Origin of the sequence: Bradyrhizobium sp. 31Argb (assembly GCF_043638955.1) — a bacterium.
Classification (GTDB): Bacteria; Pseudomonadota; Alphaproteobacteria; order Rhizobiales; family Xanthobacteraceae; genus Bradyrhizobium.
Window position 1 is genome coordinate 1 of sequence record NZ_JBEGDB010000214.1, and the last position, 13,946, is coordinate 13,946.

Here is a 13,946-nt window from a genome sequence, read left to right on the forward strand (position 1 = left end):
GGTCCTCCTTGCCGACCAGTTGACCTGTTACCCATGTCGCCGGTCTATTCTGTTACCCATGTAGCCGGTCAGGACCACCGCGCCACCTTCTCCCACAAGGGGAGAAGGGTTGAGCCTCAACGCCCCTTGCGGCGGGGCGGTTCGAGGATGACCTGCTTCAGATCCAGTCCGCTGACGATGATGACCACGAAGCTCAGCTTGCCGCGTTCGCGTGTCAGGCCTCCGCTGATTGCCTTGCCCGAGGCGGCGCGTTCCGCCACCCGCACTGCATCCGATAACTGCTGGTCAACACCCGACAGCGAGGCGATATTGGTGCGGTCCTCCGCATTGAGTTCCTTCAGGGACGACACCAGCTGATCCGTCGAGATCTCGCCGGTGGCAGCATCGATGGCATGTTCCCAGAGCTGGCCGTCATGAAACGTCCTGACCCGGTACACCGGCGCACCCGATCCCCCATCGAAGCTGACATCGGAGGTCCTCGCGCCGGTATGCGCCCGCTCGGCGATCTCGATGGCCCGGCTGAGCGAGACCTGGGCGGTCCGGAACAGCTCTATTTGGTGGGCGACCGCCTTGTCGTCAGGCTCCGTTGCCTGCTCCTGGCCGGAAGAAGCCTCAGGAGCAGAAGGGGCGGCGACAGCGAACGAGGGCGCGGATGCGAGCAGCGTCAGCAGACCGATCACGAGCAGATGCCGTGTCGTTCTGGACATCGCCCTCGTGGAGAGCGTACGCGGACTCACCATCGATCCTCCTCCGTGACTCAAAGCATCTGATCTGCAGACGTGCATCTCTCATCATTTGGTACTTCGATCCGGCATTTTTGAGTTCCGAACCGACATCACACCGCGGCATTTTTCGCTCAACCGCCGCTTATTTGCGTGAAGGCACGAAACAATCTGGTCGGTGTCCGGGATGGAACCGGAGCAAAATCGGAAGACATCGGGTGTGCAGGCCTCGCGCTCTTCCGGCGTTCCCCGATCTTCTGCACCGGCTCGCGCTGTGCATGACAGCGCCGTAATCGCAAGACCGACGACCACGAGTTGGATGCATCTTTGCAACAGGGCGGGGGCCAATGAGAGGATCCTTCCTGGTCGGGACGACTACCGCGCGTCGCGTTCGGGCGCCGAAAGGACACGGCCGACCCGTGTCCGGGTCGGCCGTCCGAACAGCGCAAGCCGGCTTGGGGGCCAGGAAGACACAGGTTGCGCCGATCGAAGTCTGCGACGGCGTGAGCACTGGGTGACATCAGGTGCGGCAGACATCGCCGGCTCACTTAACTAAACCGTACGGTATCGTTTAGTTATCGTCAATAGCTCTCGGGTGCCGGGGAGCCACGCAAATCGCGGGGCTGCCCGCGGCGTCGGGCATGGCTTATCGAGATGTCAGCGGGGCGGGCGGGTGCGTGCGCCGGATTTCTGCGGCCGACCGCCAGGTCCGCCGATGCCGGTCATCAAAAGCCGCAAGGAAGCCCGCAAGCGTTTTTCCTCAGCCTTCCGGTCAATTGGAATGCCGTTGGTCGCTTGCCGGAAGGTGTGGCCGACGGTGATGTTGAGGTAGACCTCGGCGGCGATCGTCGTGTCCTCGATTTGGACCGCCCCCTCGGCGACCAGGCGATCAAACAGACGGGTCATCGTCGAGACGGCTTTCAGGTAGCCTTCTTCCTCGGCGAGCCTTGCGAGCTCGGGAAAATTGGTTGCCTGCGCCGCCACGATGCGGCCCAGAGCCCCCGGCTCGGGCCCGCTGATCAAATCGAGCATCTGCCGCGCGAGATCGAGGAGAACTTGCTCGACGGAAACGCCGGAAACATCGCTGCACTGCATTTCCGCCGCTGTCGAGAGCGGAGAGAGCCAGCGCGCAATCTCGCGCCGCAGCACGGCCTCGAACAGGCCGCGCTTGTCGCGATAGCGGGCGTAGACGGTGGGCTTGCTGACCCGCGCCGTTTCAGCGACGGCGTCGATCGACGTCGCCTCGAAGCCGCGCTCCAGAAAAAGCCGGGTGGCAACCTCGATCAGCCGCAGGTCGCGCTGGATGGCGGCGCTTTTTGTCGGGCGGCCGCCGCGAGATTTCGCAACGCTCTGCCGTGCCGCCCGTGCCATTAACCTCGTCAGTGGTTCCGTCCTGTCTGCGCTACTGTACCTCAGCTCTATATCGTGCCGCCGTGCAGCCGTCATTGCCAATCTGCCGGCGGCGCCGGCCTCATGCCATCACGCGCTCGGGCAACAGCTCCGCGATCTGGACCGCGTTCAGCGCGGCGCCCTTCAAGAGCTGGTCGGCTGCCACGAATATCGAGATCGAATGGCCGCTGGGGTCGCTCAGATCCTTGCGGATGCGGCCGACCAGCACGTCGTCCTGGCCGGAGGCATCGATCGGCATCGGGAAGTAATTGGCGGCGCGATCGTCTACGATCCGCACGCCCGGCGCGGTCGCAAGAAGCGCGCGCACCTGGTCCTCGCTGATCGGCTTCTCGCATTCGAAGGTGATGGCCTCGCAATGCGCGCGCAGCACCGGCACGCGGACGCAGGTGACGCCGACTGCGATTCTGTCGTCTTCGAATATCTTGCGGGTCTCGTTGATGACCTTGGTCTCCTCACCGTTGTAGCCGGTCTCGGGATCGACGGCGGTGTTGTGGTTGAACAGGTTGAAGGCGTAAGGGTGCGGCATCACCTTCGGCGTATAGACCTGTCCGTTCAGATTGGCGCGGGTCGATTCCACCAGCTCCTCCATTGCCGCAGCGCCGGCGCCGCTTGCGGCCTGGTAGGTCGAGATGATCACGCGCTTGATGCGGTTGTTCTGATGGATCGGCCAGAGCGGCACCAGCGCAGTGATCGCCGCGCAGTTCGGGACGGCGATGATGCCCTTGTGCTCGCGGATGCGGGACGCGTTGATCTCCGGGATCACCAGCGGCACGTTGGGGTCCATGCGGAAGGCGGAGGAATTGTCGACGACGACGGCGCCGGCCTTCACCGCGATCGGCGCGAACTTCTTCGAGACGCCGCTGCCGGCCGAGAACAGGGCGATGTCGACGCCCTCGAACGAGCGCTCATTGAGCTCCTCGATGACGAGCTTTTGCCCGCGGAAGTCGATGGTCTTGCCCGCCGAACGGCTGCTCGCCAGCGGCTTCAGCTTGCGCACGGGAAAGCCGCGCCGGTCCATGGTGGCGATGAACTCGGCACCGACGGCGCCGGTCACGCCGGCAATGGCAACAACGGGATCGTACTTCACGGGAATCTCCATCAGGATTGGGCAATAAAAAAAGCCCCGGACCTTCATCAGGCGGGGCTTCGGTTTGAGATGATGCGGTCGGTCCGACTACGCGCGCACGCCTCCCAAGGCCCCGGAGAGCTTTTTGGTCGTGGTGGTGCGTTTGGTCGCGATGATCATGGTGGTGGAACTTATGCGGGAGGTTTTGGGCTCCGTCAACGGCATTCCAGCCGGAAATCGCCGTCAACGCGGTTGAACAGGGGCCTTTGTCACGCCATAAGCGGCCGCATGGACCTTCCCAATCATTTCGAATTGCTCGCGACAGACGGTAATGCCCGTACCGGCCGGCTGACCACGCCGCATGGCGTGGTGCGCACGCCGGCCTTCATGCCGGTCGGCACCGCCGGCGCGATGAAGGGCATGCACTGGCGCGAGGTGCGCGATGCCGGCGCCGACATCGTGCTCGGCAACACCTATCATTTGATGCTGCGGCCTGGTGCCGAGCGCATCGCAGCCCTGGGCGGCCTGCAGACGTTCACCGGCTGGAACGGGCCGATGCTGACGGACTCCGGCGGCTTCCAGGTGATGTCGCTGTCGGAGCTGCGCAAGGTCAGCGAGAACGCCGTGACGTTCCGCTCGCATATTGATGGCGCCAAGGTCGAGCTGTCGCCGGAGCGCTCGATCGAGGTGCAGCGGTTGCTCGGCTCCGACATTGCGATGCAGATGGATGAATGCGTGCGATTGCCGGCGGAGCGCGACGATATCGAGCGCGCGATGCGGCTGTCGCTGCGCTGGGCCGAGCGCAGCAAGCGCGCGTTCGAGACCGCACCTCACGGCTACATGCTGTTCGGCATCGTGCAGGGCGGCGATGTGCCGGAGCTGCGCAGGCAGAGCGCCAAGGAGCTGGTCGAGATCGGTTTTCACGGTTACGCGATCGGAGGGCTTGCGGTCGGCGAGCCGCAGGCGGTGATGCTGGCGATGATCGAGGAGACTGCGCCGGTGCTGTCCGCGGACCGTCCGCGCTATCTGATGGGCGTCGGCACGCCCGAGGACCTCCTGGAAGCAGTCGCGCGCGGCATCGACATGTTCGACTGCGTGATGCCGACGCGGAACGGACGCCACGGCGTGGCGTTCACCCGGTTCGGGCCGGTGAACCTGCGCAACGCACGACACGCCGACGATCCGCGTCCGCTGGATGAAGAGAGCGCGTGGCCTTCCGCGCGCAGCTATTCGCGCGCCTATCTGCATCACCTCGTGAAATCGGGCGAGACGCTTGGGGCGATGCTGCTGTCGGAAATCAACATCGCCTATTACCAGCAGCTCATGCAGGACATTCGCGCCGCGATCGCAGGCGGAAGTTTTGAGGACTTCCAAGAGCAAACGCGCGCCGACTGGGCGCGCGGTGACATCGCTACGAAGCTTTAGGTTGACTGACGCGTTTTCTTCACGCGAACCGGTCTCCACTTCGCTCGAAAACGCTATGTTATCAGTTGCAGGCGAAGCGCTTGACCGAGTGCTTGGTCACGAAACCGTAACCGCAGGTGTCGCAGGTCCAGAGATAGCTGATGATATAGTCGTGCAGATAGGCGGACGCTTCCGCGGCTATCATGGAGTCTGCGCACACCGGACAGGTCGGCAGATCGCACCCGCGCGGGTCCGGACGAACCGCGATGGTCGACGGGATTTCAGCGATTGCTGTCATCGTGACCTCCTGGCGATCTGTGGGGTGTTTAACTCAGGGGTAACTTATACACCGATTTATTTGACGTTGTCGCAACACAAATACGTTGGTTTATCGCGATTTAGAAACATTTCGCTATTGCGATGCAGCGATTTGTTAATCGATTATTTCCCTTCTTGCGCTGCGGCGTGCTCCGTTCCTAACTAACGAGAACCGCGATTTTCGCGGCACATTTTTGTCAGGGAGCCCCGCGATGGATGCGCCTTCAACTACGCGTGCAGTGCAACGACCGGGACGAGGGCTGGTCTATGACTCCATCGTGGATGCGATCGGCAACACGCCGATCGTCCGCCTGCGTCGGTTGCCGCAGGCCCACGGCGCGCACGCGACGATCCTCGCTAAGCTGGAATATTTCAATCCGGCGGCGAGCGTGAAGGATCGTATCGGCGCGGCGATGATCATCGCGATGGAGAAGGCCGGCATCATCAATGCCGACACCGTGCTGATCGAGCCGACCTCAGGCAATACCGGCATCGCGCTGGCGTTCGTTGCGGCCTCGCGCGGCTATCGGCTGAAACTGGTGATGCCGGAATCGATGTCAATCGAGCGCCGCAAGATGCTGGCGTTCCTCGGCGCCGAGCTCGTGCTGACGCCGGCGGCGCAGGGCATGAAAGGCTCGATCGCGGCCGCGGAAGAGCTGGTGCGCACGACGCCCAATGCGGTGATGCCGCAGCAGTTCAAGAACCTCGCCAACCCCGAGATCCATCGTCGCACCACGGCGGAGGAGATCTGGAACGATACCGGCGGAAACATCGACTACTTCGTCGCAGGCGTCGGCACCGGCGGCACTATCACGGGCGTCGGGCAGGTGTTGAAGCCGCGCAAGCCGTCGCTGCGTATCGTTGCGGTCGAGCCTGAGGAGAGTCCGGTGCTGTCAGGCGGCCAGCATTCGCCGCACAAGATCCAGGGCATCGGCGCTGGTTTCGTTCCTGACATCCTCGATCGTTCCGTGATCGACGAAATCGTCAAGGTCAATAGCACGACCGCAATCGAGACCTCGCGCGCACTGGCGCGCAACGAGGGCATTCCAGGCGGCATCTCCTCGGGTGCGGCGATCGCCGCGGCGCTTGAGATCGGCAAGCGGCCGGAAGCGGCGGGCAAGACCATCTTGGCGGTGGTGCCGTCGTTCGCCGAGCGCTATCTATCGACGGTGCTGTTTGAAGGAATCTAGCAATGGCCGATCAACCCAGGCGACCGCGCACGCTGAACGACGCCCGCAGCGAGGCGGAGGCGGCGTTCAAGCGCGCCACCACCAAGGTGGCCGAAGCGCTGCCGAAGAAGAACGCCGCTCCCGGAGTGAAAGAGCAGGTCACGCTGCGCATCGATCAGGACGTGCTGGAATGGTTCCAGGAGAGCGGCCCGGGCTGGCAGGACCGCATCAACGAGGCGTTGCGCAAGGCGGCGGGGAAGTAGCTCCAACGAAATAGCTCCAACGAGGAGCCGCCAGAAACCAGAAAAAGCCCGGCGCGAGCCGGGCTTTTCGTTGGATGTTGCAAGGGCGTCAGCGACGGAACGCGCCGCCCAGCATGCCGCCCACGACGCCGCCGACGAAGGCAGCTCCCGGATCGATGCCACCGCCGTGGTGGCGGGCGGGCGGGCGGGGGAGCGCTGCCGCCACCACCGCTGCTGGCGCGGCGCCGCGGGCGCTCTTCATCGCTCGAGTTGGTCGACGTGGTCGCCACGACCTCGGTCAGCAGCGCCTTGTGCTGCAGCCTGTTGAGGTAGCCGCTCTTGGGATAGCCGCGCGCGGCCTGCCAGCGCGTGATCACGGCGCGGGTCGGCTCGTCGAACTTGCCCGTGGCCTTGACGTCGAAGCCGAGCCCGTTGAGGCGGCGCTGCACGTCGCGGCGCTGGCCCTTGTCGAGGCCGATCTGGTCCTCGGTGACCTGGCTTGCTTCCTCGGTGAAGGTCGCCGGATCGATGCCGGCGGTGAGGTTGCGCGTCTGCGTGCTCGGCGCCGCACCGCTCTCAAGCGCGGCGATGCGGGCCAGCGCAAGCGAGCGGAACTGGCCGTTCGGATAGCTCGAGAGATAGGCGTTGAACTCTTCGGACTTGTTGGAGTCCTTGATCGAACGCCAGAACTCGAGCTCGACATCCGAGCTCGGCGCGGCTGCAACCGCGGTCGATGCCGCAGGCGTGCCCCCCGCGGTGGCCGGGTTGTTCGCCGGCGCGCCGTTGAGATAGACCGAGCCGATCAGGTTGGTGTGGCCCCAAGGCAACTGGCCCTTGCTGGTCTCCTCATTGACCTGGGCGCGGACCTTGGTCATCGCCTGCTGGATCTCGACGCCGGGCTGGGTGATGTTGGTGATCAGCGCGCGTGTGAACGGGCTGTTGGCGCCTTCCTGGCCGTCGAGCGCGGTCTGGCCCGGGCCGGTCGCGAACGCGATCAGCGTGCCTTCGCCGGATTTCATTTCGGCGAGGCCGGTCTGCACGTTGACGCTGCGGGTCGGCGAGTTCGACTTGATCTTGGCGGCGAACGGATTGTCGCGGCAGGCATCAAGAAACACCAGCTTGACCTTGGCGTCACTCATGGTCTGGTCGAGCGTGAGGTCGATGTTGATGGCAGCGCCGAGCTTAACGTCCATCTCCGACTTGATGTCGGCATCGACAGGCAGAAGATAGTTGGTGCCGCCGATCGCGATGCCGTGGCCGGCATAGTAGAACACCGCGATATCGGCGCCTTGCGCCTTCTTGCCGAAGTCGAGCAGCTTCTCGGTCATTTTGTCGCGGGTGAGGTTGGTGCCCTCGACCACTTCGAATCCGACATTGCGCAATGCGCTCGCCATCGACTTGGCGTCCATGGTCGGATTGGGCAGCGGCGTCACGTTCTTGTAGGCGCCGTTGCCGACGACGAAGGCGACGCGTCTGTCGGCTTGGGCGGCGGTTGCGGTCAGCGCCACGCAGATCAGCGAGGCGAGCAGGGTAAGGGTGCGCATTTGAAATCCCCCAGCAGAATCGAAAAGACTTTGGCTCTATCGCGTTGCGTCAGCCTACACGAAAACACCACCGTTCGCGCAGCACAAGAGTACCGCTGCGGCCGACGAGAGAATCGCGTTGCCATAAAGCATGCCATGAAACGCGCCGCGGCTACGTGATCTACGTCACAACCGCGTCGAACGTCAGGTCCCCGCGCGGGCGTGAGCCGGCGCGTTCGGTTTCAAGTTCAAGAGATTGCCGGCCAGGATCAGCACCGCGCCGAGCACGGTGAACAGATCGAGCCGTTCCGAATAGATCAGCCAGCCCGCCGTCGCGGTCAGCGGCACCCGCAGGAAATCCATCGGAATCACGACGGTCGCATCCGCGTGCAGCAGCGCGCGCGCCATGCAGTAGTGCGAGAAAGTGCCGCAGAAGGCGATCAGGACCACCCAAACCCAGACATGCGCCGGCGGCCATGTCCAGACATAGAGCGATGGCAACAGGCCCGCGGCCGACTGCACGACCAGCATCCAGAAGATGATCGCCAGCGTCTGCTCGGTGCGGGTCAGCGACTTCACCATCGCAACCGAGATGCCGAAACCCACGGCAGCCGCAAGCGCGATCAGTTGGCCCGGATTGATCTCGCCCGTGGCGGGGCGGACGATGATGATCACGCCGATCAGGCCGAGCACGATCGCCGTGATCTTCCACATCGTCATGCGCTCGCCGAGGAAGGCTGCCGCGAGGATCGCTGTCCAGATCGGCATCGTGAATTCGATCGCCACCACCTGGCCGATCGGGATCAGCGTCAGCGCGAAGAACCAGCCGAGCTGCGCGCCGTAATGGATCAAATTGCGCGCGATGTGCATGTGCACGCGCGCGGTCTTCAGGATCGAAAATCCGCCACTCGCGTGGATCAGCGGGTAGAGCATGAAGAAGCCGAGGATCGAGCGCGCTTCCATGAGCTGAAACACGTTCATGTCCCGCATGGCTTCGCGGCCGGAAATCGCAATCACCAGCATCAGCGTGAGCCAGCCTGCCATCCACAGCGCGGCCTTGGTCTTGGAAGGGGTGCGGTCCATCGGTGATGCGGAAAAGGAGAGGGGGCGAGCGGGAACATCCGTATCGGCGAGGCCCACGCGATTTGCAACTCGCAATTCCGGGAAGGCAGCGATGCAGGTCCTTCAGCTTTGCCGTGACCGTCCGTTCGGTGCTAAGCATCGTCCCGCATTCGAGCATGATCCGGAAAAGTGGAAACCGGTTTTCCGAAAAGATCATGCTCAAACAAAGAGATGAGATCATGATCCGATTCCGTCTAATCGGATCATGATCTGGGAGGATAAATTCATGCGTGTCTTGCAACCGGCCGAATGGTCGAAACCCCGCGGCTTCTCGCACGGCGTCAGCTTCGACGCATCAGGCAAATGGATCGTGCTGGCGGGCCAGACCGGCGGCGATGACAAGGGCGATTACGCGCCGGACATGGCAGCGCAGGTCGCCACTGCACTGAAGCGGATCATCAAGCTCTTGAGCGAAGCCGGCGCCGGGCCTGAGCACATCGTGCGCCTGAGCTGGTACCTGACCAATCGCGCTGAATACGAGGCTGCGGGCGCCGGGATCGGCGCGGCCTGGAAGGAGACGTTGGGGCGCAACTTCCCGCCATCCACCTTGCTTTATATCGACGGCCTGGTCGATCAACGCGCCAAGGTCGAGATCGAAGTCACCGCCTTCGTCCCCGTGGCATAGGGTGGTGAGAATGGCAAACCGTAAGACGTCAGCGGATATCGTGACCGGCTTCGCCACCGGCTGGCCGAACATCAGCCCGATATCATGGTGCTGTCGCTGACGACGCACAAAGGCGTGCAGGATTTTGCGTTCAACAAGGAGCAGGCCCTGCTGATCGCTAAGACCATCAAGGACACTGCCGAGCGGCTGGCGAAGCCGAAGACGAGCTGAACGGGTTTCCTGAATATGTCGCCCGCTTCCGCGGGCGACCGGCGCGCGCGAGCTATCTCGAGAGCGAGATGTTCGCTTCACGGAACCCGTTGTCGGCCCTGATGCTAACGGATTGCTTGTTGCCGCTCGTCCGCATGCTGAGGTTGGCGTTAAACCCGCCGGCATTGGCGGCCACCTGGAAATTACCGCCGCCACCGCGGCCCTGCAGGCTGCCGCTGATCCCGCGGCTGGCCTCGGTCCAGTTGCCGGAGATCGCGCCGCCCTGGGCGACCACATCGGCTTGCAGGTTGAACTTGTAGGCGTCGCTGGCGCAGGTCAACGACATCGCCATGTTGACGCCGCCGACGCGGTAGACGGCGCGGCAGCGGATGCGCTCCCTGGAGCCGCCGTCCAAGGTCACGCTGCCACCGCCAGACCAAGTGCCGGCCATTCCGGCAAACGGGCCCGACTGAGCATGGCTGGGGGAGACTGTAAACGTTGCCGCAGCAAATGCCGCCGCGAAGGTCAGCCGCCGTGCGGAGGGGAACAGCTTCGAGGTCCGGTGGATCTTACTGACGGGAAGCTTCCCATCGACCGCTGCACGGTACGCCTGCTGATGCCCCATTCCACTTCCCCGATCCGGAGTTGCCACTGAGCTGTCCGTTGGCATATGCACCATTGATCGAGACTCGCACAAGGCCCTCACGGCCGACCCTGCCCGAGATGCCGGCGCCCGGCGCGGAGATTTGACCGTCCGTGACCGTAACCGTGGAAGAGGTCGAAGGCTCGCAGGTTCCGGTTTTGGTGACAACGGTGACCTGCCAGAGGCCGTCATAGGGCTGCTGGGCCGAAACAGGGGCAGAAATCAGGGCAGCAGAACCGAGAAAGGACGCAAACAAGAGCGCGCGAATGCGGTCAGGACGCATGGATCAGATTTCCTTGAAATTTATGTGATCAACTTAGCTTATCCGGACACAATGTGTTCAAAATGGGCCGTCCTGTGGAAGGCAAAAAGTTCCTGTGAGATCAAACACATCATGGTGAACTTGCATAGTGAATGCGCATCGTGAATCGGCGCACCCGGGAGAAGGGTGCGTTCGATTCCTGCGGCAGACCTTAGGCGTTCAGTGCCTGGCGTCCGAGAGACTCGGTGCCTTGGTCGCGAATTGCTCATCCTGCGGCTTGGCGGGAAGGCTGCCGTGAGCTCTGCCGTAGTCGATCACCTCGGCGAGCAGCCGGAGCCCCAGCGGCGCCAGCGCACGCTCCCAGAGCTCTCGCGCGGTTTCGCCCTTCTTGACGAACACCCAGTCCTGCGCCGCGATGGCGCCAGCATCCATGCGGTCGGCGAGATGATAGATGCTGCCGCCGGCGATCGGATCGCCTTCCTTGACGGTCCATTCCACGGCAGCCATGCCGCGATGCCGGGGCAGTAGCGAGGGATGGTAGCCGATCCCGCCGAGTTTCGCGGCGGCCAGCGCTTCCTTGCTGACGCGGGCGTGGCTGTGGGCCGTTACGATCAGATCGGTGTTGGGGGCGATCTCGGAGGCTACGACGAGCTTTGGATTGGCCTGCACCACCACATCGATCCCTGTGGCCCGGGCGGCCGCCGCCAGCCGGTCTTCTCCATCGTGCACCACGACCCTGACGACATCGACTTCGCGTTGGCGCAGCATATTCAAGGTCGCCACGCCGAAATGGCGGGAACCGACGAGGGTAATCCGCATATCTGTGTTCCGTACCTGATCTTGCCGTTATGCCGATAGCACAGGGCAGCCGATTGTCCTGCCGCGGGGGATGGAGAAGTTCCTGGTTATCAACAGAACGGCGCTGCAGCGAGCCGGTCTGGCGCATGGGACGGGTGCGCAACAGCGGTCATGGCGGGGCCGGGAACCGGTGGGGTTCCCAGGCTACGAGAGCTCGATCATGCCTCTTCCACGCGGCTGGCCAAGGCCTTGTCGATCCTCCGGCCGTCGAGATCGACGATCTCGAACTGCCAGCCATGGGCCGTGACCTTCTCGCCAACATTGGGGATGGCGCCGAATTCCTGCAGCAGGAAGCCCGCAAAGGTCTGGTAGGGCCGCGGCGAGGGCAGGGTGATGCCGAGCAGGTCGGCAAATTCGAGCGCCGGCATCCATCCCGAGATCAGGTAGGAGCCGTCATCGCGCTTGACCGAGGCGGGTTCGGCCGGCCCCTCCTCGGTGTGGAACGCGCCGACGATCGCTTCCAGGATGTCGGCGCTCGTCACCACGCCCTGGAAGGTGCCGTATTCATCGTGCACCAGCCCGATATGAACGGCGGAATCGCGCAGGATCGCGATCACGTCGCGTGCGTCGACGGTCTCCGGAATCACCGGCGCCTGACGGACCAGCGAGCGGATGTCCGGCGTTCCCCCGGACAGATACGCATCGAGCAGATCCTTGGCCTGCACGATGCCAAGTGCAACGTCGCGATTGCCGTCGAACACGACCGCGCGCGAATGGTTGGTCTTGAGCAGCGTCGCATGGATCTCGGAAGGGGGATCGGAGAGGTCGATCGAGCTGACCTCGTGGCGCGGCGTCATCACCGCGCCGACTGGGAGATCTCCGAGCCGCATCACGCCCGCGATCATCTCTTTTTCGCCGGGCTCGAGCACGCCGGCATTTTCGGCTTCGACCACGAGCGTCCTGATTTCTTCCTCGCTGACCTTCTCTTCGGCTTCGCCGCCATGGCCGAGCAGCCAGAGCAGCGACTTGCCGGAGCGGTCGAGCAGCCAAACCAGCGGCAGCGAGATCCTCGCCATCCACACCATGGCCGGCGCGACCTTGACTGCAATCGCTTCCGGATCGCGCAGCGCAATCTGCTTAGGCACGAGTTCGCCGACGATCAGCGAGGCATAGGTGATGACGGTGACGACAAGACCGACGCCGGCGGCATCGGCGAGCGTCGGGGAGACACCGAGCCCCAGCAGCCATTGCGACACCCGCTGCCCAAGCGTTGCCCCGGAAAAAGCGCCCGAGAGCACCCCGATCAGGGTAATGCCGATCTGCACGGTGGAAAGGAATTTGCCCGGGTCCGATGAAAGCGCCAGCGCTTGCCGCGAGCCGCTCACGCCTTTTTCGACCAATCCCGCCAGCCTTGCCGGCCGGGAGGAGACGATCGCCAGTTCCGACATCGCAAGCAGGCCATTGACGACGATCAGAACAAAAACGATCGCAAGTTCCAGATAAAGCACGATTAAACCTTCTTTGACGCTCAGCGGCGACAGCACCGAACATATAGGAAGCGCAACCGGTTTGGCTGCGGCTTGCCGACGCCGTCCGGAACAGCCGCGCCGCGCGAAGGTGTTAACACAGGTTCGGGTCGGTGTGAGGGGCGTCACATCGTGAAGCCGGGGAGCGGCGGTATAAACTTGGCGACCGCAATAGCTGGCGATAGAGCGACGCAGATGGATGCTCCGGGCCTGACGGCCTGGCGCATGTTCGGTTCTGATCGAATCAGAAGTCTAGCGCCAAGCGAGAATCCGCATCTCCGGTCTTGCGAAGCCGCGCTCCGGCTGCGCGCTCTGCTTCGGTTGCGCCGCGGTGACGCGCGCGAGACAGGCGCGCAAATCGGCGTTGTGCTGCTTCATCTGGTTGCGCAGCTCGCGCCGGCCGAAAGCGGTGAGCGAGGGGTCGGCGAGTTGCTGCCAGGCGGCACGAAGCCATTCCTGCAGCACGCGGATGTCTTGATCCAAGATCTCTGGCTGGGTCATGCCGCCAAACCGCGTGAGAATCGATCAAGATGCCAGTAGGTCCGATTCGTCGCAGAACACCTAGGACAAAATAGCGCCAGGGTTGCATTTCAAGCCGCTGGTCATCCGGATTGCCATCTTCATTCGACCTCGTCCGGATTCGAGCGCAGCATGTCCATCGCGACCCACATGCCGGCAAGCACCGCGGCGATCATCGCGACGTGCCGGATCTGCGTGGTGGAAAAGCCGAGATCCTCGTGAGCAACATATTCCAGCATGATCGCCGCGTAGCCCGCGACAACGACGGCGGCGATGATCGTGGGCAGGTCGAGCTTGTTTTCCATGGCGGCACCGCGGCTCTTCGGCGCCCTGTCTAGGCCGTGTGGACAGTTACCTTATCCAGAGCAGAGTGGCGGCAATGGCGACGACGGCGAAGTAGTTTCGCGC

16 protein-coding genes and 1 pseudogene are annotated in these 13,946 nt (G+C 63.5%); 5 read left to right on the plus strand and 12 right to left on the minus strand.

Annotated elements, in window-relative coordinates:
* Positions 1-116: 116 nt before the first annotated feature.
* From AAFX91_RS30320 to AAFX91_RS30330, 3 genes are all read right to left on the minus strand, one after another.
* The gene (locus AAFX91_RS30320; RefSeq protein ID WP_394569055.1) at positions 117-680 is read right to left on the minus strand and encodes a PepSY domain-containing protein; all 564 of its coding nucleotides are present in this window, start codon (positions 678-680) and stop codon (positions 117-119) included.
* A gap of 699 nt (positions 681-1,379) precedes the next feature.
* Positions 1,380-2,093 (minus strand): TetR/AcrR family transcriptional regulator, encoded by a 714-nt coding sequence (locus tag AAFX91_RS30325; protein WP_394569064.1) that lies wholly within the window; start codon positions 2,091-2,093, stop codon positions 1,380-1,382.
* Between the two features lie 100 nt (positions 2,094-2,193).
* Entirely contained in the window at positions 2,194-3,231 is a 1,038-nt protein-coding gene (locus AAFX91_RS30330; protein WP_394569065.1) for an aspartate-semialdehyde dehydrogenase, read from the minus strand.
* Between the two features lie 255 nt (positions 3,232-3,486).
* On the opposite strand from AAFX91_RS30330, the gene tgt reads away from it, so the two are divergent.
* Positions 3,487-4,623 carry a tRNA guanosine(34) transglycosylase Tgt gene (gene tgt, locus AAFX91_RS30335; protein ID WP_394569056.1) on the plus strand — a complete coding sequence of 379 codons (1,137 nt, stop codon included), beginning with the start codon at positions 3,487-3,489 and terminating at the stop codon, positions 4,621-4,623.
* Between the two features lie 61 nt (positions 4,624-4,684).
* Here the strand turns inward: tgt and AAFX91_RS30340 are convergent, their stop codons facing one another.
* Complete coding sequence (locus tag AAFX91_RS30340) at positions 4,685-4,900, minus strand: hypothetical protein (protein ID WP_282527124.1); 216 nt, start codon at positions 4,898-4,900, stop codon at positions 4,685-4,687.
* Between the two features lie 232 nt (positions 4,901-5,132).
* On the opposite strand from AAFX91_RS30340, the gene cysK reads away from it, so the two are divergent.
* Both cysK and AAFX91_RS30350 read left to right on the plus strand, forming a co-directional pair.
* The gene (gene cysK, locus AAFX91_RS30345; RefSeq protein ID WP_394569057.1) at positions 5,133-6,110 is read left to right on the plus strand and encodes a cysteine synthase A; all 978 of its coding nucleotides are present in this window, start codon (positions 5,133-5,135) and stop codon (positions 6,108-6,110) included.
* A 2-nt stretch (positions 6,111-6,112) separates the two neighbouring features.
* A complete protein-coding gene (locus tag AAFX91_RS30350) occupies positions 6,113-6,352 on the plus strand; it encodes a BrnA antitoxin family protein (protein WP_130580131.1) in 240 nt (79 codons plus the stop codon).
* Here AAFX91_RS30350 and AAFX91_RS30355 read toward each other — a convergent pair.
* Positions 6,265-7,875, minus strand: a complete 1,611-nt coding sequence (locus AAFX91_RS30355; RefSeq protein WP_394569058.1) for a caspase family protein — start codon at positions 7,873-7,875, stop codon at positions 6,265-6,267. The genes AAFX91_RS30350 and AAFX91_RS30355 overlap by 88 nt on opposite strands.
* A 183-nt stretch (positions 7,876-8,058) precedes the next feature.
* Positions 8,059-8,937: a DMT family transporter gene (locus AAFX91_RS30360; RefSeq protein WP_394569059.1), complete on the minus strand. Its 879-nt coding sequence runs from the start codon at positions 8,935-8,937 to the stop codon at positions 8,059-8,061.
* 265 nt (positions 8,938-9,202) lie between these two features.
* On the opposite strand from AAFX91_RS30360, the gene AAFX91_RS30365 reads away from it, so the two are divergent.
* Together AAFX91_RS30365 and AAFX91_RS30370 are read left to right on the plus strand one after the other, a co-directional pair.
* Positions 9,203-9,601, plus strand: a complete 399-nt coding sequence (locus AAFX91_RS30365) for a RidA family protein (protein WP_394569060.1) — start codon at positions 9,203-9,205, stop codon at positions 9,599-9,601.
* 10 nt (positions 9,602-9,611) lie between these two features.
* Positions 9,612-9,811: pseudogene (locus AAFX91_RS30370) on the plus strand (hypothetical protein).
* Positions 9,812-9,863: 52 nt separating this feature from the next.
* On the opposite strand, the gene AAFX91_RS30375 reads toward AAFX91_RS30370, so the two are convergent.
* From AAFX91_RS30375 to AAFX91_RS30400, 6 genes are all read right to left on the minus strand, one after another.
* Positions 9,864-10,415, minus strand: coding sequence for a hypothetical protein (locus AAFX91_RS30375; RefSeq protein ID WP_394569061.1), 552 nt, complete (start codon positions 10,413-10,415; stop codon positions 9,864-9,866).
* Positions 10,360-10,716, minus strand: coding sequence for a hypothetical protein (locus AAFX91_RS30380; protein ID WP_080663820.1), 357 nt, complete (start codon positions 10,714-10,716; stop codon positions 10,360-10,362). Before AAFX91_RS30380 ends, AAFX91_RS30375 begins: the two co-directional genes overlap by 56 nt.
* Before the next feature lie 198 nt (positions 10,717-10,914).
* Positions 10,915-11,514, minus strand: coding sequence for a formyltransferase family protein (locus tag AAFX91_RS30385; RefSeq protein ID WP_130580137.1), 600 nt, complete (start codon positions 11,512-11,514; stop codon positions 10,915-10,917).
* 197 nt (positions 11,515-11,711) lie between these two features.
* Complete coding sequence (locus AAFX91_RS30390; RefSeq protein WP_394569062.1) at positions 11,712-13,001, minus strand: hemolysin family protein; 1,290 nt, start codon at positions 12,999-13,001, stop codon at positions 11,712-11,714.
* Positions 13,002-13,271: 270 nt separating this feature from the next.
* Positions 13,272-13,520, minus strand: a complete 249-nt coding sequence (locus AAFX91_RS30395; RefSeq protein WP_394569063.1) for a hypothetical protein — start codon at positions 13,518-13,520, stop codon at positions 13,272-13,274.
* Positions 13,521-13,639: 119 nt separating this feature from the next.
* A complete protein-coding gene (locus AAFX91_RS30400; RefSeq protein ID WP_130580140.1) occupies positions 13,640-13,843 on the minus strand; it encodes a hypothetical protein in 204 nt (67 codons plus the stop codon).
* Positions 13,844-13,946: the final 103 nt, after the last annotated feature.